The sequence below is a fragment of the Vibrio sp. 9-16B-A1 genome (assembly GCF_056726165.1).
Genome location: NZ_JBSDZD010000014.1, coordinates 47157 through 70327, shown reverse-complemented (window position 1 = coordinate 70327; position 23171 = coordinate 47157). Strand labels below are relative to the sequence as shown.

22 protein-coding genes are annotated in these 23171 nt (G+C 54.0%); all 22 read left to right on the top strand.

The features are described from left to right. Positions 1-13 precede the first annotated feature (13 nt). The 22 genes from fliF to ACVB80_RS19575 all read left to right on the top strand — a co-directional run bounded on the left by fliF (position 14) and on the right by ACVB80_RS19575 (position 23171). Entirely contained in the window at positions 14-1759 is a 1746-nt protein-coding gene (gene fliF / locus ACVB80_RS19680) for a flagellar basal-body MS-ring/collar protein FliF (protein WP_481082986.1), read from the top strand. After that, on the top strand, positions 1752-2807 hold the full coding sequence (gene fliG / locus ACVB80_RS19675) for a flagellar motor switch protein FliG (RefSeq protein ID WP_481082985.1): 1056 nt from the start codon (positions 1752-1754) through the stop codon (positions 2805-2807). Before fliF ends, fliG begins: the two co-directional genes overlap by 8 nt. Positions 2808-2828: 21 nt before the next feature. Further along, positions 2829-3629: a flagellar assembly protein FliH gene (gene fliH, locus ACVB80_RS19670; RefSeq protein WP_481082984.1), complete on the top strand. Its 801-nt coding sequence runs from the start codon at positions 2829-2831 to the stop codon at positions 3627-3629. Then, the gene (gene fliI / locus ACVB80_RS19665) at positions 3629-4954 is read left to right on the top strand and encodes a flagellar protein export ATPase FliI (RefSeq protein ID WP_481082983.1); all 1326 of its coding nucleotides are present in this window, start codon (positions 3629-3631) and stop codon (positions 4952-4954) included. The genes fliH and fliI overlap by 1 nt, the downstream gene beginning before the upstream one ends. Positions 4955-4966: 12 nt before the next feature. Continuing rightward, entirely contained in the window at positions 4967-5404 is a 438-nt protein-coding gene (gene fliJ / locus ACVB80_RS19660) for a flagellar export protein FliJ (RefSeq protein ID WP_481082982.1), read from the top strand. A 161-nt stretch (positions 5405-5565) separates the two neighbouring features. Next, on the top strand, positions 5566-7569 hold the full coding sequence (locus ACVB80_RS19655) for a flagellar hook-length control protein FliK (protein ID WP_481082981.1): 2004 nt from the start codon (positions 5566-5568) through the stop codon (positions 7567-7569). A 38-nt stretch (positions 7570-7607) separates the two neighbouring features. Then, positions 7608-8102, top strand: a complete 495-nt coding sequence (fliL, locus tag ACVB80_RS19650; RefSeq protein ID WP_481082980.1) for a flagellar basal body-associated protein FliL — start codon at positions 7608-7610, stop codon at positions 8100-8102. A 7-nt stretch (positions 8103-8109) separates the two neighbouring features. Then, entirely contained in the window at positions 8110-9174 is a 1065-nt protein-coding gene (fliM, locus tag ACVB80_RS19645; protein WP_481082979.1) for a flagellar motor switch protein FliM, read from the top strand. Positions 9175-9182: 8 nt separating this feature from the next. After that, positions 9183-9587 (top strand): flagellar motor switch protein FliN, encoded by a 405-nt coding sequence (fliN, locus tag ACVB80_RS19640; RefSeq protein WP_481082978.1) that lies wholly within the window; start codon positions 9183-9185, stop codon positions 9585-9587. Positions 9588-9590: 3 nt separating this feature from the next. Beyond that, positions 9591-9974, top strand: coding sequence for a flagellar biosynthetic protein FliO (gene fliO / locus ACVB80_RS19635; RefSeq protein WP_481082977.1), 384 nt, complete (start codon positions 9591-9593; stop codon positions 9972-9974). Beyond that, a complete protein-coding gene (gene fliP, locus ACVB80_RS19630; protein ID WP_481082976.1) occupies positions 9961-10827 on the top strand; it encodes a flagellar type III secretion system pore protein FliP in 867 nt (288 codons plus the stop codon). Before fliO ends, fliP begins: the two co-directional genes overlap by 14 nt. An 8-nt stretch (positions 10828-10835) precedes the next feature. Beyond that, complete coding sequence (gene fliQ, locus ACVB80_RS19625) at positions 10836-11105, top strand: flagellar biosynthesis protein FliQ (RefSeq protein WP_481082975.1); 270 nt, start codon at positions 10836-10838, stop codon at positions 11103-11105. 8 nt (positions 11106-11113) lie between these two features. Further along, positions 11114-11896: a flagellar biosynthetic protein FliR gene (fliR, locus tag ACVB80_RS19620; RefSeq protein WP_481082974.1), complete on the top strand. Its 783-nt coding sequence runs from the start codon at positions 11114-11116 to the stop codon at positions 11894-11896. A gap of 29 nt (positions 11897-11925) precedes the next feature. After that, positions 11926-13056 (top strand): flagellar biosynthesis protein FlhB, encoded by a 1131-nt coding sequence (gene flhB / locus ACVB80_RS19615; RefSeq protein ID WP_481082973.1) that lies wholly within the window; start codon positions 11926-11928, stop codon positions 13054-13056. Between the two features lie 251 nt (positions 13057-13307). Next, positions 13308-15401, top strand: coding sequence for a flagellar biosynthesis protein FlhA (flhA, locus tag ACVB80_RS19610; protein WP_481082972.1), 2094 nt, complete (start codon positions 13308-13310; stop codon positions 15399-15401). Between the two features lie 27 nt (positions 15402-15428). Next, a complete protein-coding gene (gene flhF, locus ACVB80_RS19605) occupies positions 15429-16928 on the top strand; it encodes a flagellar biosynthesis GTPase FlhF (RefSeq protein WP_481082971.1) in 1500 nt (499 codons plus the stop codon). A 13-nt stretch (positions 16929-16941) separates the two neighbouring features. After that, positions 16942-17829: a MinD/ParA family protein gene (locus ACVB80_RS19600; protein WP_481082970.1), complete on the top strand. Its 888-nt coding sequence runs from the start codon at positions 16942-16944 to the stop codon at positions 17827-17829. Next, entirely contained in the window at positions 17822-18556 is a 735-nt protein-coding gene (locus ACVB80_RS19595; protein WP_481082969.1) for an RNA polymerase sigma factor FliA, read from the top strand. Before ACVB80_RS19600 ends, ACVB80_RS19595 begins: the two co-directional genes overlap by 8 nt. Positions 18557-18600: 44 nt before the next feature. Continuing rightward, a complete protein-coding gene (gene cheY / locus ACVB80_RS19590) occupies positions 18601-18969 on the top strand; it encodes a chemotaxis response regulator CheY (RefSeq protein WP_232767174.1) in 369 nt (122 codons plus the stop codon). Between the two features lie 59 nt (positions 18970-19028). Beyond that, a complete protein-coding gene (locus ACVB80_RS19585; RefSeq protein WP_481082968.1) occupies positions 19029-19751 on the top strand; it encodes a protein phosphatase CheZ in 723 nt (240 codons plus the stop codon). Positions 19752-19760: 9 nt separating this feature from the next. After that, a complete protein-coding gene (locus ACVB80_RS19580; RefSeq protein ID WP_481082967.1) occupies positions 19761-22022 on the top strand; it encodes a chemotaxis protein CheA in 2262 nt (753 codons plus the stop codon). 12 nt (positions 22023-22034) lie between these two features. Beyond that, positions 22035-23171: a protein-glutamate methylesterase/protein-glutamine glutaminase gene (locus ACVB80_RS19575; RefSeq protein ID WP_481082966.1), complete on the top strand. Its 1137-nt coding sequence runs from the start codon at positions 22035-22037 to the stop codon at positions 23169-23171.

Sequence of the window (23171 nt, the reverse complement as noted above, 5' to 3'; positions counted from 1 at the left end):
CAGGTAGCAGATCGTGGCAGAAGAAACTCAATCAACAGATCTGGCCGTGGCCAACGGTGGCATGAACGGCGAGACCGGTCTGAGCACAGACTTAGATACAGATAACCAGAACCTGGATCTGGACGAGAAAAGCTCATCGAAGTTTGACGTCGCCATGGGTGACCTGGACCTGCTTCGTCAGGTGGTTCTGGTGGTCGCCATCTCTATCTGTGTGGCGCTTATCGTGATGGTGTTCTTCTGGGTAAAAGAGCCGGAGTTGCGCCCGCTTGGCACCTATGAAACCGCAGAGCTGATCACCGTCCTTGATCATTTGGACCAGCAAAAAATCGAATACAAACTGGAAGGAAACACTATCCGTGTTCCGGTCAGTGACTACAACACCATCAAACTCAACATGACCCGCGCGGGCCTGAATCAGAATGATCCGGCTGGTGACGATATTCTGCTTAATGACATGGGCTTTGGCGTTTCCCAGCGCCTGGAGCAGGAGCGTCTGAAACTGAGCCGGGAACGTCAGCTGGCGCAGGCCATCGAGCAAATCCGCCTGGTGCGGAAGGCTCAGGTACTGCTGGCTCTGCCAAAGCAGAGTGTGTTTGTCCGTCATAACCAGGAAGCCTCAGCCACTGTTTTTCTGACTGTTGCAACCGGTAAAACGCTTAACCAGGAAGAGGTCGACTCCATCGTCGATATGGTTGCGAGCGCCGTACCGGGTATGAAACCGACCCGTGTGACGGTGACCGATCAGTTTGGCCGCCTGCTGAGCTCTGGTTCACAGGATCCGATGGCGACCGCCCGCCGCAAAGAGCATGAGCTGGAGCGCCGTCAGGAGCAGGCGCTGCGTGAAAAAATTGACTCGGTACTGATCCCGATTCTGGGTATTGGTAACTACACCGCACAGGTTGATATCGAGCTGGATTTCAGCGCCATCGAGCAGACCCGTAAAAAGTTTGACCCGAATACTCCTGCCACCCGCAGTGAATACACCCTGGAAGACTATAATAACGGTAATGTAGTCGCCGGCGTTCCGGGTGCGCTGAGTAATCAGCCACCGGCAGATGCGTCTATTCCGGAAGATGTTAAACAGATGAAAGATGGTTCGGTGCTGGGTCAGGGTTCGGTGCACAAAGAAGCGACCCGTAACTTTGAGCTGGATACCACCATCAGCCATGAGCGCAGGCAGACCGGCGTGGTGAATCGCCAGACTGTTTCGGTCGCTATCAAAGATAAACCGGTAGTGAACCCGGAGACAGGTGAAGTGACCTATCAGCCACTGGCCCAGGCCGAAGTGGATGCGATTCGATCGGTACTGGTGGGTGCGGTCGGCTTTAACGATGCCCGTGGTGACCTGCTTAACGTGATCAGCATGAAGTTTGCTGAACCGGTGCAGGAGACGGTTGCAGATGTGCCAATCTGGGAGCATCCGAACTTCAACGACTGGATCCGCTGGCTGGCAAGTGCGCTGGTGATCATCGCTATCATTATGATCCTGGTTCGTCCGGCGATGAAGAAACTGCTTAATCCACACACTGAAGATGAAGAAGGCGAATATGGCTCTGATGGCCTGCCGCTGGCCGCTGACGGCGATACCAGCCTGATCGGCAGTGATATTGATGTGGGTGAAACCTTCGAGTTTGGTTCAGGCATTGACCTGCCAAACCTGCATAAAGACGAAGATGTGCTGAAAGCGGTTCGTGCCCTGGTGGCTAACGAACCTGAACTGGCGGCACAAGTTGTGAAGAATTGGGTGACCGATGGCTAACGAACTGACAACCACCGAAAACGGTAACGGCGAAAACGGAACCGACCTTGATATTTCGGAAATCCCGGGTGAAGAGCGTGCTGCGATCCTGCTGCTGAGCCTGAACGAATCTGATGCTGCGGGCATTATCCGCCACCTTGAACCCAAGCAGGTTCAGCGGGTGGGCAGTGCCATGGCCCGTGCGGCGGATTTGAGTTCAGATAAAGTCGCCGTGGTACACCGCGCATTTCTGGAAGATATCCAGAAATACACCAACATCGGTATGGGCAGCGAAGACTTTATGCGTAATGCCCTGGTGGCTGCGCTGGGTGAAGATAAAGCGAATAACCTGGTGGATCAGATCCTGCTGGGTACCGGCTCCAAAGGCCTGGATTCCCTTAAGTGGATGGATCCCCGTCAGGTGGCCAGCATTATCATTAACGAACACCCGCAGATCCAGACCATCGTGTTGTCTTACCTGGAAGCGGATCAGTCAGCCGAAATTCTGTCTCAGTTCCCTGAGCGAGTGCGTCTTGACCTGATGATGCGTATTGCGAATCTGGAAGAGGTTCAGCCATCTGCACTGGCTGAGCTGAATGAGATCATGGAGAAACAGTTCGCTGGTCAGGCTGGTGCTCAGGCTGCCAAGATTGGTGGTACTAAGGCTGCGGCTGAGATCATGAACTTCTTGGACAACAGTATCGAAGGCGTGCTGATGGATCAGATTCGCGAGCAGGACGAAGATATGGCGACCCAGATCCAGGATCTGATGTTCGTATTCGAGAACCTGATCGAGGTAGACGACCAAGGTATCCAGAAACTGCTGCGCGACGTTCCGCAGGATGTGCTGCAAAAAGCCCTCAAGGGTGCCGACGATTCTCTGCAGGAGAAGATCTACAAGAATATGTCCAAGCGTGCTGCCGATATGATGCGCGACGATATCGAGGCGATGCCTCCGGTACGGGTTGCCGACGTGGAAGCAGCCCAGAAAGAAATTCTGGCTGTGGCCCGAAGACTGGCCGACAACGGCGAGATCATGCTCTCCGGTGGTGCGGACGAGTTCCTGTAATCATGGTTCAGGGGTAGTACGATGTCCTTAGAAAGAAAACGCGGATTTTTACGGCCGGAAGAGGACGAAACCGTAGCAGAAGCTCATACCTGGGGTCTGCCGGACTACACCTCTGAAAGCCAGCCGGCAGCGCGGGAAACCGCGCTTAAGTATGACCCGTCCTGGGTACCCAGCTTTGATGAGCCGGAAGAGGAAGAGCCTCAGCCGCTGACTGCTGAAGAGATCGAAGAGATCCGTCAGGCGGCATATCAGGAAGGCATGATTTCTGGCCAGGAAGCGGGCTACAAACAGGGCTATGACAAAGGCAAAGAGGAAGGGCTCGCTGCCGGTCATGCTGAAGGCCTGGAAGCCGGTAAAGCTGAAGGCGTCGCTGCCGGTCAGGAGTTTATCCAGCAGCAGGTCGAACACTTTATGGCGCTGGCCAATCAGTTTGCCCAGCCACTGGAGCTGATGAATGCTCAGGTAGAGCGTCAGCTGGTGGACATGGTACTGCACCTCACCAAAGAAGTGGTGCATATTGAAGTACAGACTAATCCTCAGGTGGTTTTGGATACCGTGCGGGAGTGTGTAGAAGCTCTGCCGGTAGCTGGCCATGCGATCACCATCAAACTCAACCCGGAAGATGAGCAGATCGTTCGTTCTGCCTATGGCGAGAAGGATCTGGATTGCCGTAACTGGACCCTGATGTCTGAACCGTCACTCAACCGGGGGGATGTGCACCTCGAAGCCGGGGAGTCCTCGGTCAGTTATAAAATGGAAGAGCGGATCCGCAGTGTGCTGGAGACTTTCTGTGCGGCTAACCGCCACCAGAGAGGTGACTGATGCTGGCTCTTGAAACCCGTCTTGCGAATTACAAAACCCAGGGGATCACCACCAAAGCGATCGCCTCGGGTAAACTGGTGCGCGTGGTCGGTCTGACCCTTGAAGCCACCGGATGCCGCGCCCCTATCGGCAGTCTCTGCCGGGTGGAAACCCTCAGTGGTGAGATGGAAGCCGAAGTGGTCGGTTTCTCCGGCGATAACCTTTATCTTATGCCGAGCGAGCAGATCGCCGGTATTTTGCCTGGTGCTAAAGTCACTCCTATCACCGCAGAAAGCGGCCTGCCGGTTGGCATGGAACTGCTGGGGCGGGTGATAGACGGCACCGGTAATCCTATCGATGGCCTTGGTGAAATCTATACCGCTCAGCGGGCCAAATTCAGTGCTGATCCTATCAATCCGCTGGCGCGTAAACCCATTTCTGAACCGCTTGATGTTGGTCTGAAGGCGGTTAATGGCCTGCTTACCGTGGGTAAAGGCCAGCGTATCGGCCTGTTTGCCGGTTCAGGTGTGGGTAAATCGGTCACACTTGGCATGATGACCCGCGGCACTACAGCTCAGGTAGTCGTGGTTGGACTGATTGGTGAACGGGGACGCGAAGTTAAGGAATTTATTGAAGAGATCCTGGGGACTGAAGGTCGCCAGCGTTCTGTCGTGGTCGCAGCTCCGGCCGACGCTTCACCCCTGATGCGTCTCAAAGGTTGTCAGACCGCGCTGACTATCGCGGAGTATTTCCGTGATCAGGGGCTTGATGTCCTGTTGTTGATGGATTCACTGACCCGTTTTGCTCAGGCTCAGCGTGAAATCGCCCTGTCGGTCGGCGAACCACCGGCGACCAAAGGTTACCCGCCGTCAGTGTTTGCCAAGCTTCCTGCGCTGGTGGAGCGCGCCGGTAACGGCGGGCCGGATCAGGGCTCAATTACCGCATTCTTTACCGTTCTTACTGAAGGGGATGACCTTCAGGACCCGATTGCCGATGCCTCGCGGGCAATTCTCGATGGCCATATTGTGCTGTCGCGTGAACTGGCGGATGCCGGTCATTACCCTGCGATTGATGTTGAGAAATCGGTCAGCCGGGTAATGCCACAGATCGTAACCGACGAGCACATGCTGATGGCCAAAGGTGTCCGTCAGGTGCTGTCACTGTGTCGTAAAAACCAGGACCTGGTTTCCATTGGCGCGTATAAGCCTGGCAGTGATCCTGCCATTGATGCTGCTTTCACCCTTAAGCCTAAGCTGGATATGTTCTCCCAGCAGATGATGGGTGACTCGGTACCGTATGACATGTGTGTCAACATGCTGAAAAGCATCATGCAGCCGGCTCAATAAGTGGGATAAGGCATGGAGAACGCACTGGAATTTCTGCTGGAACAGGCAAAAGAACACGAATCTCAGGCTGTGCTCGCGCTTAACAAGGCCAGGGCAGAGCTGGACAACTACTACCAGCAGCTGAAGCAGATCGAGCAGTATCGTCTCGATTATTGTAATCAGCTGGTCGAGCGCGGAATGGCGGGTCTGACTGCCAGTCAGTACGGTCACCTTAACCGCTTCCTTACCCAGCTCGATGAAACCCTTTCCAAACAAAAGCAGGCTGAGAGCCATTTCAAAGAGCAGGTTGATAACTGCCAGGAGTTCTGGCTTAACCAGCGTAAACAGCGCCGCTCTTACGAGTGGATGCTGGAGAAAAAAGCCGAAGAAAAGCGCCTCCGGGAAGAGAAGCAGGAACAGAAGCTCAATGATGAGTTTGCTACCCTGCAATACGCCCGCCGTATGCGCTGAGCCATACTGTAAAACCAAATTTGGTCTGATTATTGCATGGACTATTGCTGTGATAATTGCACAATTTGTGGCAAACGATAGTCAGCCAGCGCCTTCAGGTACAACACCCGGGTCTGGTATCCAGGCTTCCGTGTCGGACACGGCAACAGTGAGAACAGGTTATGGGTCAACAATCATTAGCGGTTTCTGAAGTCTCAAAATCCTCCCCCCTGATGGGAAAATCCAGCTCGTCTGCAAAGCAAGGCTCTGAATCAGAAGGGTTTATTGATGCGCTTAAGTCCGCTTTCTCCGGTAAAGAAGCCAGCCCGGCGGAGTCTGCAGAGGGCGCTGAAAAGGCTGCTCCGGCAGAAGGTGCTGATAAGGCAGTTGACGTGGACGCAGAGGTGGCGGCCGAAGAAGGCAGTGAGGAGTCGACCAAAGCGTTGCTGGAGCAGGGGGGCGGTGAGGTTGCCGAAGACGGCAAGGCTCTGCCATCTGACGAAACGGCGCAGACACCGGCAGATGGAAGAGTTCAGGCCGATCAGGCTATGGATGAGAGCAGTGAACTGCTCGGCAGGCTGGATCAGGCCAATCAGACTCTCAAGCCCGGGTCTCCGGAAAGTGCGCTGACAGATGGTGAGCAGGCCGTTGTTGCCGGCGCTGGCGCTTCATTGGCAGCAAAACAGTTGCAAAAATCCGGTGAAAAGCCGGATGGAGAAAAGTTGCAGACCAGTGGTGACACTTCATCAGAGATACAGACTGTGCAGGGCGTGAAAGACAGTCCTGGTGGTAAAGAGAATATTGACTGGGCAGCAGCGGGCTCTGGCGCCGTTGCCGGTGCGGCAATGGCGGGCAAACCGGGCCCGGAGGATACCCTGAAAACGGCTGAACTGCAGGCGGAAGTTTCGGTTAACGCTCAGGCCGGAATGCCTGCTTCTGGAGCTGGCGCCGCGGATGAAGTGGCACTGGTGGCCGCTGGTTCGGGTGCTGCGCTTGCCGCAGCCGGATCTGAATCACAGCAGGGGATTGAAAACACAGAGTCTCAGGTGATTGAATGGAAGTCACAGGCAGCTCCGGCCGGAGATGCCCAGACTGAGCTTGCAACCCGGTTTCAGGATGTTAACGCGCAACAGACAGATATTGATGGCAACGTTGTTGCCGCCGGAGCAGGTGCCGGAGTGGCCGTAGCGGCCAGCGGGCAGCTCGAGCAGAGTCAGCCGGATCCGGATGCCCTGAGTGAACACGATTATGTCGAACCTATGTGGAGCAGTGTTGGCGCGCAAAATCAGCCTGTGACTGAGCAGCTTGCCGCCGGAGCCAAAGATCCGGTTGTGGCAAAAACCGCAGCAGCTCTTGCCGGGGCGGGTATGGCCGCTCAGCTTAACAATCCGGTGTCGGCTTCTATGCCGGCAGATAAGGCAGCGCTGAGTGGTGCAGAGCAGGCTGTTGCCGGTGGTGCTAGTTCTGCATTTGCTGCGGGTCAGGCTGCGAACTCTCTGGCCGCCGCCGGAGCACCTGCCGCCATGCTGCATCCTGAAGCCAGCGCCGCATCGGCTAAAGCGGTGCATGGCGCGGCAGCCGGCGCAGCGGCAGTAGCAGCTCTTGCGGGTGGCAGGGACAAGTCATCCCATGAGCCGGGCGGAGAGAAAGCCGAATTTGCTCATCAAATCGCCGCCGCTGCCGGTCAGCAGGGAACGGCTCAGCTTCGTGCTGAAGGACCTCAGGCTCAGGCGGCGAGTCAGCCTCCGTTAACCCTGAATCGCGAAATGGCCGGTGAGCAGCTGGCAGAGCGGGTTCAGATGATGATGTCCAAAAACCTTAAAAATGTAGATATTCGCCTCGACCCGCCAGAGCTGGGCAGACTGCACATCCGGATGACTATGCACAATGATACCGCTTCGGTGCAGTTTACCGTGGCCAGCCAGCAAACCCGGGATATGGTTGAACAGGCAATGCCCAGATTAAGGGAAATGTTGGCTCAGCAGGGTTTACAGCTTGCAGATACGTCCGTTCAGCAGCAAAATGCAGGACAACAGCAACAAAGTCAGTATCTTGCGGGGCAAGAGGGTTCCGGTAAGGGGCAGGGCGGCATTTTTGATGCTGAAGACGGGCTGAATGCAGACGACGTCACGGAAGTGAATGTGGATGTGGCATCCAAACGTGATGGAATCAGTTTTTACGCTTAAGATTAACCCATTGAAGAATAAAACAGACAGAGAAGGTTATGGCTGACGAGCAAACCCCGGAAACCGAAGCGGCAGGTGGAAAAAAGAAACTCATTATTATCGTCGTGGCACTGGTCGTGCTGATGGCGGTAGGCGGCGGAGCGGCATTCTTCCTGCTTGGCTCCGGCGATGAAGAGCCGGTAGTGGAAGACGTGGCAGCGATACCGGTGGTCGCACCGGCATCTTATGTGAACATTGCCCAGCCATTTCTGTTTAACGCCAGCGACGATAAGCGCGACCGCATGGTACAGATAAAAGTACAGCTGATGGTCCGCGGTTCGGAAAATGAACAACTGGCCCGACATCACTCTCCGCTGATCGAAAGTACCCTGCTGGCGACATTTGGCGTGGCGACTGTGGATCAGCTGCGAAGCCCGATGGGCCGGACCAAACTGCGCGATCAGGCGACGGAAGATATTAAGGCTGCACTGACCGAACTGGTCGGCCAGCCCGTAATTGAGAAAGTATTGTTTACCGACTTTGTAATGCAATAGGGATAACGTGACGGATCTATTAAGCCAGGACGAAATTGATGCGTTGTTGCACGGTGTCGATGACGTCGAAGAAGATGAGATAGACGAGGTCGAGGCCTCCTCCGGGGACGCCGTCAGTTTCGATTTCTCTTCTCAGGACCGGATTGTCCGGGGCCGGATGCCGACCCTGGAGCTTATCAACGAGCGTTTCGCCCGTCACATGCGTATCAGCCTGTTTAACATGCTGCGCAAGACGGCGGAAGTCTCTATCAACGGCGTACAGATGATGAAGTTCGGTGAGTATCAGAACACCCTGTACGTGCCGACCAGTCTGAACATGGTACGTTTTCGCCCGTTGAAAGGCACCGCACTGGTAACCATGGAAGCCAGGCTGGTGTTTATTCTGGTGGAGAACTTCTTCGGTGGTGACGGTCGTTTCCACGCCAAAATCGAAGGCCGGGAGTTCACTCCAACTGAACGTCGGATCATTCAGTTGCTGCTGAAAATCGTCTTTGAGGACTACAAAGAAGCCTGGTCTCCGGTTATGGGTGTTGAGTTTGATTACCTGGATTCAGAAGTGAACCCGAGTATGGCTAACATCGTCAGCCCGACCGAAGTGATCGTGGTCAGCAGTTTCCATATTGAAGTGGACGGCGGCGGTGGTGATTTCCACGTGGTGATGCCGTACTCCATGGTCGAACCTATTCGTGAACTGCTCGATGCCGGTGTGCAGTCGGACAAGATGGAAACCGACGTTCGCTGGAGCACGGCACTTAAAGAAGAGATCATGGATGTGCCGGTTAACTTCCGGGTTAACCTTCTTGAGCGTGATATTTCCCTGCGGGATCTGATGGAGCTCCGGCCCGGCGATATTATCCCAATCGAAATGCCTGAGCATGCCACTATGTTTGTGGAAGAGCTGCCAACATACCGGGTGAAGATGGGCCGTTCAGGTGAGAAGATAGCGGTCCAGGTATCCGAGAAAATCAGACGTCCGGATGTGGTGAAGACCGATCTGGCCTTTTTAAGTAATGACATGGTTTCTGAACTCGATGGTGAGGAAGAGGACCAGACAGAATACAGACGTGAATAGGTGACAAAATGGATCCAAGTGATGACCAAAAACTGGCGGACGAATGGGCGGCAGCCCTGGGTGAAGACCCGTTAGCCAGCCAGGCTGAAGAGGTGGAAGCCGCACCGCTTGAAGAGCTGAGAGATGAATCGACACCTATCAGTGATGATGAGCGCCGTAAGCTCGATACCATTATGGATATTCCGGTCACCATTTCGATGGAGGTCGGCCGTTCGCAGATCAGCATCCGTAACCTGCTGCAGCTTAACCAGGGCTCAGTGGTAGAGCTGGAGCGCGTTGCCGGTGAATCGCTGGATGTACTGGTCAACGGTACCCTGATCGCCCACGGCGAAGTGGTGGTGGTTAACGATAAGTTTGGTATCCGTCTTACCGATGTGATCAGCCAGACAGAGCGTATTAAGAAACTAAGGTAAGTGATGAAAAGGATTTTGGTGTGCTGGCTGCTGCCCCTGCCTGCGCTGGCAGCCACCAGTGCCAGTCAAATCGACCTTGCAACCACCTTTGGGTCGTTGCTGTTTGTCATCGCTTTTATCCTGTTTCTTGCCTGGCTGCTTAAGCGCATGCGTCTGCCTGCGATGAGCGGTCAGAGCGGACTTAAAGTGGTTCGTCAGCTTCCGGTCGGCACGAAAGAGCGGCTGATGGTAGTTCAGGCGGGCGAAGAGCAGTTTCTTATCGGTGTCACCGGTCAGTCGATCAATATGCTCGCTAAGCTGGAAACACCGCTCGAAGAAGGAGACGTCAGTGCGTCACCTTTCGCTTCTCAACTCGGTCAATTATTGAAGAAAGATGAGAAAAAATAACTACTTCGCTGCCTTTTTGGCAGCGTTTTTACTGCTGTTTACCCCCCTGTCTGTGCTGGCTCAGGAAGCACTGGCGGGCGCTGTGCCGCCGGGAACGGCGGGCAGTGAAAGCGTGACAGTTCAGGAAATGAAAAGCGATACCGGTGCCAGCAATCTGGTGGTGTCCGGTCCGCCGGGCAGCGGTATTCCGGCACTGACGGTGACCACAAATCCTGATGGCAGTGAAGATTACTCAATTAACCTGCAGATCCTGGCACTGATGACCCTGCTTGGCTTCCTGCCGGCGATGGTGATCCTGATGACCTCATTCACCCGTATTGTGGTAGTGATGTCGATTTTGCGTCAGGCCATGGGTCTTCAGCAAACACCATCTAACCAGGTCATCATCGGCATCGCCATCTTTCTGACCTTTTTTATTATGTCGCCGGTAATCGATAAGGTGAATCAGGATGCGATACAGCCTTATGTGAACGAACAGGTGACGGCCAAACAGGCTTTCAGCCTGGCGCAGGCACCGATGAAAGAGTTTATGCTCAAGCAGACCCGGGTTAAGGACCTGGAGACGTTCGTTAACATCGCCGGAAGCGATGTGACTGCGCCGGAGGACGTGCCGATGAGCGTGCTTATCCCGGCGTTTATCACCTCTGAGCTTAAGACCGCGTTTCAGATAGGCTTTATGCTGTTTTTGCCGTTTCTGATCATCGACCTTGTGGTGGCATCGGTACTGATGGCCATGGGTATGATGATGCTTTCACCGATGATCGTATCCCTGCCGTTTAAACTTATGTTGTTTGTACTGGTCGACGGCTGGAACCTTATCCTGTCCACACTGGCAGGCAGCTTTGCCATATAGGGGACGCCATGACACCTGAAATGTTTGTTGACCTGTTTCGTGAAGCGCTGTGGATGGTGCTGATCATGGTGTGTGCCATTATCATCCCCAGCCTGATGATCGGTCTGATAGTCGCTATTTTTCAGGCCGCGACCTCAATCAACGAACAAACCCTGAGCTTTCTGCCACGTCTTATCGTCACCCTGCTGGCGCTGATGCTGTTTGGTCACTGGATGACGACCCTGCTGATGGACTTCTTCTTTGGCATGATTGAACGCATGCCCCAGGTACTGTATTAGGGGCGGTTATGGAGTTTCCTGCCAGCCTGGCCATGGATTGGATCGCCAATTACTTCTGGCCCTATACCCGCATTGCCGCCATGCTGATGGTGATGACCGTAACCGGTGCACGATTTGTTTCCACACGGATCCGTTTATATATGGGGCTGGCAATCACTTTTGCTGTGATGCCGGCGCTTCCTGCAGTACCTCAGAATCTTGAACTGCTCTCCTTTGCCGGTTTTCTTACCACGTTTGAGCAGGTGGTGATTGGTGTGGCGATGGGTATGGTGACCCAGTTTATGCTCCAGACGTTTGTTGTTCTTGGTCAGATCCTGGGTATGCAGTCGAGCCTGGGTTTTGCATCTATGGTGGATCCGGCTAACGGACAGAATACCCCTTTGCTTGGTCAGCTGTTTATGTTTCTTGCGACCATGTTTTTTCTCGCCACCGACGGGCACCTGCAGATGATCCAGCTGGTGGTACTGAGCTTTCGTACCCTGCCAATTGGAGAGGGGGCACTCAACACGGTGGATTACCGTGAGCTGGCACAATGGTTTGGTATAATGTTTAAGACAGCGCTGAGTATGTCGCTGTCGGGGATCATCGCGCTGCTGACTATCAACATGTCGTTCGGTGTGATGACCAGGGCAGCACCACAGCTGAACATTTTCTCGCTTGGCTTTGCATTTGCACTGTTGGTGGGTCTTTTGCTCTGCTGGTACATCATCGCGGGTATTTTTGCTCACTATGACCTGTACTGGCAGGTTGGACAGGAACAAATATGTCGTCTGATCCGGCTTAATTGCTAGGAAGCAGGCGCTAAACATCGGAGGCAGGATTGGCTGAGTCTGACGGTCAGGAACGCACAGAAGACGCCACGCCCAGGCGGTTAAAACAGGCGCGTGAAAAAGGCCAGGTCGCCCGTTCAAAAGAGCTGGCTTCGGTTTCAGTGCTTGTGGTGGGATCGGTATCGCTGATGATGTTTGGCGAGGGTCTCGCACGCGGTCTGTTTGTGATCATGTCCCGTTTCTTCTCCCTGACCCGTGAAGAAATTTTCGACCCGGCCAAGCTTGTCGATATTATTTCCGGAGCGCTGCTCCACCTGCTGCTCCCAATGCTGATGATACTGGTGACGCTGTTTGTCGCTGCGCTGATTGGTGCTGCCGGTGTTGGCGGGATCAGCTTCTCTGTCGAAGCAGCGATGCCCAAGCTGTCGAAAATGAACCCGCTCTCCGGCCTGAAACGTATGGTTGGTTTGCAGAGTTGGGTCGAGCTGCTCAAGTCCATCTTAAAAGTCATCCTGGTGGCCGGGGTGGCGTTTTATCTTATTCAGTCCGCCAGGGAAGACCTGTTTCAGCTCAGCCTGGACCTTTTCCCGGCCAATATCTTTCACGCACTGGATATTTTGCTCAATTTCATCCTGCTGATCAGTTGCTCACTGCTGGTAGTGGTCGCCATCGATATTCCGTTCCAGATCTGGCAGCACGCCAACCAGCTGAAAATGACCAAGCAGGAAGTGAAGGACGAATACAAAGAGACCGAAGGTAAGCCGGAAGTCAAAGGCCGTATCCGTATGCTCCAGCGTGAAGCTGCCCAGCGCCGGATGATGGCAGACGTACCCCAGGCAGATGTTATCGTCACCAACCCGGAACACTTCTCGGTTGCGCTGCGTTATGACCAGAAAAAAGACCGGGCACCAATCGTGGTTGCCAAGGGTACCGACCATATTGCGCTTAAAATCCGTGAAATCGCCCGGGAACACGATATCTATGTTGTCCCGGCACCGCCTTTGGCCCGTGCTCTTTACCACACCACCGAGCTGGAACAGGAAATCCCTGACGGCCTGTTCGTTGCTGTGGCTCAGGTCCTCGCCTATGTCTTCCAGCTTAAACAGTTCCGCCGCCGCGGAGGCGAACGTCCAACCCTGAAACCGGAGAACATGCAGATCCCGCCGGAGATGAGGTACTAACGGAGTTCGGGGTAAGAGATGATGTTCAAGGCAAGGTGTGGCTTGACACATGGCCTGGGGTATCAGACTTCGGGCTCTGGGCTCTGGGCTCTGGGCTCTGGGCTCTGGGCTCTGGGCTCTTGGCCCAGCGCCGCGTGCCCAGTGCCCAGGGCCTTTCCCACCCGCCACTTTTTTGACTCGCTATTGGGCTCAAAAATTGCATAATTAAGCCCAATGTGATTTTCTCCCAATAAATCTGATACTTAAGACGTATGAAACTGAGCCTGCCTTTTGCGGATAAGCTGCCAAAACTGCCCGGACGTTCGATGCCGGCGATTGGTGCTCCGGTAACCGTACTTGCGACCCTGGCAATGGTGGTATTGCCAATGCCGCCGTTCCTGCTCGATTTGATGTTTACCTTCAACATCGCGCTGGCGATGGTGGTGCTGCTGGTCACCGTGTATACCCGCCGTCCGCTCGACTTTGCGGCTTTCCCGACGGTACTGCTGATTGCGACGCTGCTGCGTCTGGCGCTGAACGTGGCTTCAACCCGTGTGGTACTGCTGTATGGTCACGAAGGGGGCAACGCCGCCGGTAACGTGATTGAAGCGTTTGGTAGCGTGGTGATAGGTGGTAACTACGCCGTTGGTCTGGTGGTGTTCCTTATCCTGATGATCATCAACTTCATGGTGGTTACCAAAGGTGCCGGCCGTATTTCTGAAGTAAGTGCCCGCTTTACCCTTGATGCCCTTCCAGGTAAGCAGATGGCGATCGATGCTGACCTGAACGCCGGTCTTATTGACCAGGAGCAGGCGCGTACCCGCCGCTTTGAGGTAACCAAGGAAGCGGATTTCTACGGTTCGATGGATGGTGCGTCCAAGTTCGTAAAAGGGGATGCCATTGCCGGTATCCTTATTCTGTTTATCAACATTCTCGGTGGCCTTTCTATCGGTATGATCCAGCATGATGTCGGTTTTGGGGACGCGGTGCAGATCTATACCCTTCTGACCATCGGTGATGGTCTGGTTGCTCAGATCCCGTCACTGCTGCTCTCTATCGGCGCAGCGATCATGGTGACCCGTCAGAACACCGATGAAGATATGGGTGAACAGGTGGTCTTCCAGCTGTTCGACAACCCCAAAGCCCTGATGATCACCGCGGCTATCCTGGGTGTGATGGGTATTGTTCCGGGTATGCCACACTTTGCTTTCCTGCTTCTGGCAACACTGGCTGGTGGCGGTGCTTACTTTATGACTAAAAAGCAGAAGGATAAAGACGATCCGAACAAGCTTCCGGCCAAAACCGATGCCGAGCCGGTAGCGCAGAAAGAGCTCTCCTGGGATGACGTGCAGCCGGTTGATGTGATTGGCCTGGAAGTGGGTTACCGCCTGATCCCGCTGGTGGACCGTGAGCAGGGTGGTGAACTGCTTGAGCGGGTCAAGGGGGTGCGTAAAAAGCTGTCGCAGGACTTTGGTTTTCTTATTCCGGCCGTTCATATCCGGGATAACCTGGAACTGCCGCCAAACAGCTACCGTATTACCCTGATGGGCGTCGCAGTCGGTGAAGCCGAAATACGGGCGGACAAAGAGCTGGCAATCAACCCGGGCCAGGTCTATGGCATGGTGGAAGGTGAACCGACGATTGATCCGGCATTTGGCCTGGAAGCGGTCTGGGTGAGCGATGATCACCGTGAAACGGCTCAGGCGCTCGGCTACACAGTGGTAGATGCATCAACGGTGCTGGCGACTCACATGAGTCAGTTGCTGACCAACAACGCCTCTCAGCTTATTGGCCACGAAGAAGTGCAGAATCTGCTGGAAATGCTGGGCCGAAGCTCACCGAAACTGGTCGAGTCTTTTGTGCCGGATCAGCTGCAGTTGGGTGTGGTGGTGAAAGTGCTGCAGAACCTGCTTAATGAAGCGATTCCAATTCGGGATATCCGCACGATCGTTCAAACCCTGTCGGAGTACGCGAGCAAGAGTCAAGAACCTGACATCCTGACCGCGGCTGTCCGTATTTCACTTAAGCGACTAATTGTTCAGGAAATCAATGGTATAGAGCCAGAGCTTCCTGTGATAACTTTGATTCCAGAGCTGGAACAAATCTTGCATCAGACCATGCAGGCGTCAGGAGGTGAGTCCGCAGGCATTGAGCCCGGGCTGGCTGAACGGCTTCAGGCCTCCCTGAGTCAGGCGACTCACGATCAGGAACTGAAAGGCGAACCGGCGGTGTTACTGACGTCAGGTGTATTGCGAACCACACTTGCCAAGTTTGTGAAAAACACCATACCTAACCTGAGGGTACTCTCATACCAGGAAATCCCGGATGAGAAACAAATCCGGATAGTTCAGGCCGTTGGAAACTAAGCTATCCCGTAACAGTGGAATACGATTTTGAAGATTAAACGTTTTTTTGCCAAAGACATGCGCACTGCCCTGATGCAGGTGAAAGAAGAGCTCGGCTCTGATGCGGTGATCATGTCAAATAAGCGCGTCTCCGGCGGAGTCGAGATCGTCGCTGCGGTTGATGGCGAATCAGCGGCTTCAGGGCAGGGTGCCCGTACCCAGCAGGCACGCGCACCACAGGCACAGTACTCTTCTGCGCCACGCAGCCGCACAGACCAGGCCGGGCGCAGAGAGCTTCAGGAAGACAAAGTCAGCCTTGGTGGTGCCGGTGGCTCCATGACCAAACGTTTTGCCAGCATGCTGAAGCAATACAGTAGCGGCGTCGAAGAAGAGAAAGAAACCGAAGCAGATTCACTGGCAGCGCTGCTGCAGCGCCAGTCACCCCGTGAAGGTGGTGCCCGTACTCAGCAGCCACAAAGCCGTTATGGCTCCGCACAGTCAGGATCGCTGGCAGAAGAGTCAGGGCTGGCGAAGCTGCTGGCCCAGGACGCGCAGCCCGCGCGCAATAAACCGCGCCTGGACCCGACCCGTTTTGATAAAGGCCAGCCTGCCCAGTCATCCGGTTCGGCTGAAGAGCTGGAAAACATGCGCGAAGAGATGACCTCTATCCGTCGCCTGCTGGAGCATCAGGTCTCCGGCCTGATGTGGCAGGAAGTTGAGCGCCGTGAACCGCTCCGCGCCATGCTGATCAAACGTCTGGAGCGCATGGGTGTTTCTCAGACCCTGGCCGATCAGATGGCCTGTTATATTCCGGAAGAAACCCCGCCGGTCCACGCATGGAAAGCCCTGCTGGGACTGGTATCTGACCAGATCACCACGCCAAGGGAAGACATCCTGCGCCGCGGTGGTGTGGTAGCACTGCTTGGCCCGACCGGTGTGGGGAAAACCACTACCATCGCCAAGCTGGCTGCCCGTGCTGCCATGGAGTATGGCTCTGACAATGTAGCCCTGGTAACGACAGATACCTACCGGATAGGTGCCCATGAGCAACTGGCCATTTATGGAAGAATTATGGGTTGTCCGGTACGGGTTGCTAAAGATTCTGATCAGCTGGCCGAAGTAATATATCAGCTTAGAAATCGAAGACTTATCTTAATTGATACTGCAGGGATGGGGCAGCGTGATGTAAGGCTGTCCGAGCAGTTGGAAACCCTGATGCAGGAGAGCGGCGAAGCCATCAGCAGTTACCTGGTGTTGCCGGCCACTGCTCAGCGCAAGGTATTGCAGGAAACCATTGACCACTTTAAACGGATTCCGCTCAGTGGCTGTATTTTAACCAAGCTGGATGAATCCCTGAGTTTGGGGGAAGTGATCAGTGTGGTTATCGAGAATGCACTTCCGGTGGCATATATTGCCAACGGGCAGCGCGTACCGGAGGACATAGTGATCGCACAACCTAAGTACATGCTCGCAAAAGCAAATGAGTTACTTGAGAAATCAACAGAAGATGAACCTCACTACTGGAACAGCGACAACCAGGAACTCTAGGCGGCGGACGATAATGAACAAAGATATGATACATGATCAAGCCAGCGGCCTCCGCCGCTTAACTCAGCCAACCCTGACCAAGGTTATAGCCGTGTCCGGGGGTAAAGGTGGTGTCGGTAAAACCAACGTGACTCTGGGAATGGCGATGTGTATGGCCAGACAGGGTAAGAAAGTCGTGGTACTGGACGCTGACCTTGGTCTTGCCAATGTGGATGTCATGTTGGGGATCCGGGCTAAACGCAACCTGGGTCACGTACTGGCCGGGGAATGCAGCCTGCAGGATGCGATGGTAGAAGGGCCTCACGGGGTTAAAATCATTCCTGCGACTTCCGGAACCAAATCCATGACCGAACTGACACCTGCGCAGCACGCCGGGCTTATCCGTGCTTTTGGCAGCCTGGAAGAAGAGATGGATGTGCTGCTGGTTGATACTGCAGCCGGCATTTCAGATATGGTTGTGAGTTTTTGCCGCGCTGCTCAGGATGTAGTGGTAGTAGTTTGTGATGAACCTACGTCAATTACCGATGCGTATGCTTTAATTAAGCTGTTGAGTCGTGAACATCAGGTTCAGCGCTTCAAGATTGTGGCCAATATGGTCAGAAGTTACCGGGAAGGACGAGAATTGTTTGCAAAGTTGACCTTGGTCACAGAGCGATTTCTCAATGTGAGCCTTGAGCTCGTCGCATGTATCCCGCTAGATGATAAAGTTAGGCAAGCGGTTAAAAAACAAAAAATTGTCGTTGATGCTTTCCCTCGCTCGCCTGCTGCATTAGCATTAAGCTCTTTAGCGAATAAAGCTCTCACATGGCCAATTCCGAAAACGCCAAGTGGACATTTAGAGTTTTTTGTAGAACGCTTACTGAATAACACAGAAGTAGCAGGAGAGCCTTTTAGTGAATAAGGCGCTGACATATGATCAATTTGGGAATCCCGGCAACCAATCGGCGTTCTTGGAACGTTATTCCGATTTGGTCAAGCGCATCGCACACCATTTGATTGGCCGTTTGCCCCCGAGTGTACTGGTTGAGGACCTCATCCAGGCTGGCATGATTGGCCTGATTGAGGCTCAGCAGAACTATGATGGCTCGAAAGGGGCCAGTTTCGAGACCTACGCGGGTATCCGTATCCGCGGGGCTATGCTCGATGAAATGCGCCGGGGCGACTGGGTGCCCCGTTCAGTGCATAAAGTGAACCGGACTATCAGCAGCGCAATAAATGAGCTGGAATCGCAACTGAATCGTGACCCGACTGATGCAGAAGTAGCCAAACACCTGAATATGTCGCTGGATCAGTACCATAATGCGCTGACTGATATAAACTGTTCCCGTCTGATAGGGATAGAAGACCTTGGCGTCTCTGAAGATGCCATTTCTCCTCACGAATCATCGGATGATCACTCTCCTTTCAAAGGGGTTGCTGACGACTCATTCCGCCATGCGCTGATTGAGTCAATCAAGACCCTGCCGGAAAGAGAAGCTCTTGTTCTTTCACTTTATTACGATGAAGAGCTAAATTTAAAAGAAATAGGGGCTGTGTTGGACGTAAGCGAATCCCGCGTAAGTCAGATACACAGCCAGGCAATGCAACGTCTGCGTGCTAAGCTTAGAGCGTGGACAGATAATGAGTAATAACACTGACTTTGACCTCAGTGGAGGCGATTTTGAATAAAAATATGAAGATCCTCATTGTTGATGACTTCTCAACAATGCGTCGTATTGTCAAGAACTTGCTGCGTGACCTGGGTTTTAACAACACCCAGGAAGCGGACGACGGTTTGACTGCGCTACCTATGCTTAAAAAAGGTGAGTTTGACTTCGTAGTCACTGACTGGAACATGCCGGGAATGCAGGGGATTGACCTTCTGAAAAATATTCGCGCGGATGAAGAACTGAAGCACCTCCCTGTACTGATGATCACAGCGGAAGCAAAGCGTGAGCAGATCATTGAAGCTGCTCAGGCTGGTGTAAACGGCTATATCGTTAAACCGTTTACAGCGGCGACTCTGAAAGAGAAGCTCGACAAAATTTTTGAGCGTCTCTGAGTCGATTGTCACGCTGATTACATCGTCACCGATTAACAGGCGAAAAGGGCATTCTAAGCATGATTTCATTAGAGCAGGCGAAGCAACTTGTTGAACTGCTGGAGCAGGAGCGCCAGCAGGAAGCAAATGATCTTGTCAGAAGCATCGTCAGGCCCGTGGATAACCCGGTTATCCAGGAGGTTGGACAGCTGACCCGTGAACTGCATGACTCGCTGCAACAGTTTCGCTATGACCACCGTCTGAGCGAGATCGCCAAGGATGATATTCCTGACGCGCGTGATCGCCTGGAATACGTTATTGAGAAAACGGAATCGGCTGCCAACCGCACTATGGATGCGGTGGAGCGTTCACTGCCGATGGCGGATAACCTGCACGGTCACCTGATGAAGGTTCGTCCTCAGTGGAATGAACTGATGAAGGGGCGAATTGAGCTCAGTGAGTTCAAGGCGCTGTGTCACAGCATTGATGCTTTGATGGTTCAGGTTGAAGGTGACAGTTCTGAGCTTCGCAGTCAGTTGACTGACATTCTGATGGCTCAGGATTTTCAGGACTTAACAGGTCAGATCATACGACGCGTAATTACGCTGGTTCGTGAAGTTGAAGACCGGCTTGTCGAAATTTTGACAGCCTTTGGTGTTGAGCAACAAGAAGAGCAAAAACAAGAGGCATCGGGTAAGAGTAAAACGGAACCGGAAGGTCCGATTATTAACCCGCATGAAAGGGATGACACAGTTTCTTCACAAGACGACGTCGATGATTTGCTGTCGAGTCTTGGCTTCTAGGGGTACTATATGAGCTACGATTTAGACGAAGATATCCTACAGGATTTTTTAATTGAGGCCGGAGAGATTCTGGAGCTGCTTTCTGAGCAGCTGATTGAACTGGAAAATAATCCGGATGACAGGGATCTGCTTAACGCTATCTTCCGCGGTTTCCATACCGTTAAAGGTGGTGCTGGCTTCCTTGCACTGACTGAGCTGGTTGATGCCTGTCACGGTGCGGAGAACGTGTTTGACATTCTGCGTAACGGGCAGCGTGAAGTAACCGCCGACCTGATGGACACCATCCTTCAGGCTCTTGATGCGGTGAACATCATGTTCGCAGCCGTACAGGAGCGTGAGCCTTTGACACCGGCAGACCCTGCACTGCTCGAAGAGCTGCACAGGCTGAGTAAGCCAGCTTCGGCAGACGAGCAGGCTGCAGCCGAGCCAGAACCAGTCGTTGTCGCACCAGAACCTGAGCCAGTGGTTACCCCTGAACCTGTTGTTGAGACTCCGCAGCCTCAGGCGGGATCTCAGGCTTCGTCTATCGACGAAATCACTCAGGATGAATTCGACAAGCTGCTTGATGAGCTGCATGGGGCGGGTAACGCACCAAGTGCAGCGGCAGCACCAGCTGCTGCTCCAGCTCAGCCAACTGCGCCTGCCGCGCCTGCCGCCGGTGGTGATGACATCACTGACGATGAGTTTGAAAAGCTGCTCGATGAGTTGCATGGCAGCGGTAAAGCGCCGGGCGCCGGAGCTGCGGCTCCAACGCCACCACCTGCAGCGCCAACACCACCGCCAGCGGCACCAGCTGCTGCCGGTGACAGCGATCTGATGACCGACGACGAGTTTGAGAAACTGCTCGACGAATTGCACGGTCAGGGTAAAGGCCCTTCAATCGAAGAGCTTGAGATGGCGACCAGGCCAGCTGAGCCTAAGCCGGCCGCACCTAAGCCGGCGGCAGCAAAACCTGCCGCACCTAAAGCTGAAGCACCTCAGCCGGCTGAGCCAGCCAAACCTGCACCGGCTCCTGCGCCGGCAGCAAAAGCGGCGCCACCTGCCAAAGCAGAAGCGAAAGCACCTGTGGCAGCGAAAGATACCAAGAAACCTCAGGCTGAAGCGACCGTACGTGTTGATACCTCTACTCTTGACGACATCATGAATATGGTCGGTGAGCTGGTTCTGGTACGAAACCGTCTGGTGAGCCTGGGCCTGAACAGTAACGACGAAGAAATGTCGAAAGCGGTTGCCAACCTGGATGTGGTAACGGCGGATCTGCAGGGCGCGGTAATGAAAACCCGCATGCAGCCAATCAAGAAAGTCTTTGGACGCTTCCCGCGGGTTGTACGTGACCTTGCGCGCAGCCTGAAAAAAGACATTGTGCTGGAAATGCGCGGTGAAGATACCGACCTGGATAAAAACCTGGTTGAAGCTCTGGCCGATCCATTGATTCACCTGGTACGTAACTCGGTAGACCACGGTATTGAAATGCCGGATGCCCGTGTTGCGGCAGGTAAGTCCCGTACCGGTAAGGTGATCCTTTCTGCGTCTCAGGAAGGTGATCACATTCAGCTGGCTATCGTGGATGACGGTGGCGGTATGGACGCAGATAAGCTGCGTGGTATTGCAGTTAACCGTGGTCTGATGGACGCTGATGCGGCTGCAAGGCTGACACCAAAAGAGTGTTACAACCTGATCTTTGCGCCAGGTTTCTCGACCAAAGAACAGATTTCAGATATCTCCGGACGTGGTGTGGGTATGGACGTGGTGAAAACCGCGATTAACACCCTTAATGGTTCGATTGATATCGACTCTGAGATGGGTAAAGGTACCCGTATCACCATCAAGGTACCACTGACTCTGGCGATTCTGCCTACCCTGATGGTTGGTGTATCCGGACAGCCGTTTGCGCTGCCACTGGCAAGTGTGAATGAGATTTTCCACCTGGATCTGAGCAAGACCAATGTGGTGGATGGCCAGCTCACGATTATTGTGCGTGAAAAGTCGATCCCGCTGTTCTATCTGCAGAAGTGGCTGGTGCCACGCAAACCGTTTGATGAGAAGCAGAAACTGGGCCACGTAGTGATCGTCCAGTTGGGCAGCCAGCGCGTTGGTTTCGTGGTGGATACTCTGATCGGACAGGAAGAAGTGGTGATTAAGCCTCTGGATGAACTGTTGCAGGGAACGCCAGGTATGGCGGGTGCAACTATCACCAGTGATGGTCATATCGCACTGATTCTGGATGTTCCGAATCTGTTGAAAAAATATGCGACCCGTTCGCGCATCTGATAAAGGAAATATATGGCGGTTAGAGTACTAGTTGTTGATGACTCAAGTTTTTTCCGACGTCGAGTAAGTGAGATTATCAACTCAGACCCGCGCCTTGAAGTAGTGGACATGGCGGTCAACGGTAAAGACGCCGTCGAAAAAACGATCCGCCTCAAGCCAGACGTTATCACCATGGATATCGAGATGCCGGTTATGGACGGCATCACGGCGGTGCGCGAAATCATGAAAGCGCAGCCAACCCCTATCCTGATGTTTTCGTCGCTGACGCATGACGGAGCAAAAGCTACCCTGGACGCACTGGATGCGGGTGCGCTCGATTTTCTGCCAAAGAAATTCGAAGATATTGCCCGTAACCGTGACGAAGCGGTTGCCCTGCTGCAAAAGCGTGTTACTGAGATTGCCCGTAAGCGCGCCTTTATGCGCCGCCCTGTTACGCCACCTCCAACGCCGGCCGCTAAACCGGGCCGTCCTGCGGCGGGTGGTTTGCAGCGTCCTGTAACGGGTACGGCAGCGCGTCAGACTGGTGCGCCAGCTGCCGCGCGTCCGGCTGCCAAATTTAAGGCATCAGGTAAGAAGTATCAGCTGACGGCAATTGGCACTTCGACCGGAGGCCCGGTTGCCCTGCAGAAAATTCTGACTAAGCTGCCAGCTAACTATCCGCACCCGATCGTGCTGATCCAGCACATGCCTGCGACTTTTACCGCGGCATTTGCTTCCCGTCTGAACTCCCTGTGCAAAATCCAGGTGAAAGAGGCCGAGGATGGCGATGTGCTGCGTCCGGGACATGCCTATCTGGCACCTGGTGGTAAGCAGATGATGATCGATGGCCGTCCGGGTGCTGCAAAACTGCGCATTATCGATGGCGGCGATCGTATGAATTACAAACCTTGTGTCGACGTAACATTCGGTTCAGCCGCTAAAATTTACCAGGACAAAGTGTTGTCTATGGTGTTGACCGGTATGGGCGCAGATGGCCGCGAGGGTGCACGTATGCTGAAAACAGCGGGTGCGACCATCTGGGCGCAGGATGAAGACAGCTGTGTGGTTTATGGTATGCCGCAGGCAGTCGCCAAAGCGGGAATTTCAACTGAAGATCTGCCTCTTGAGCGAATTGCCGAGCGCATTTTGGTTGAAGTGGGCATGGCGTAA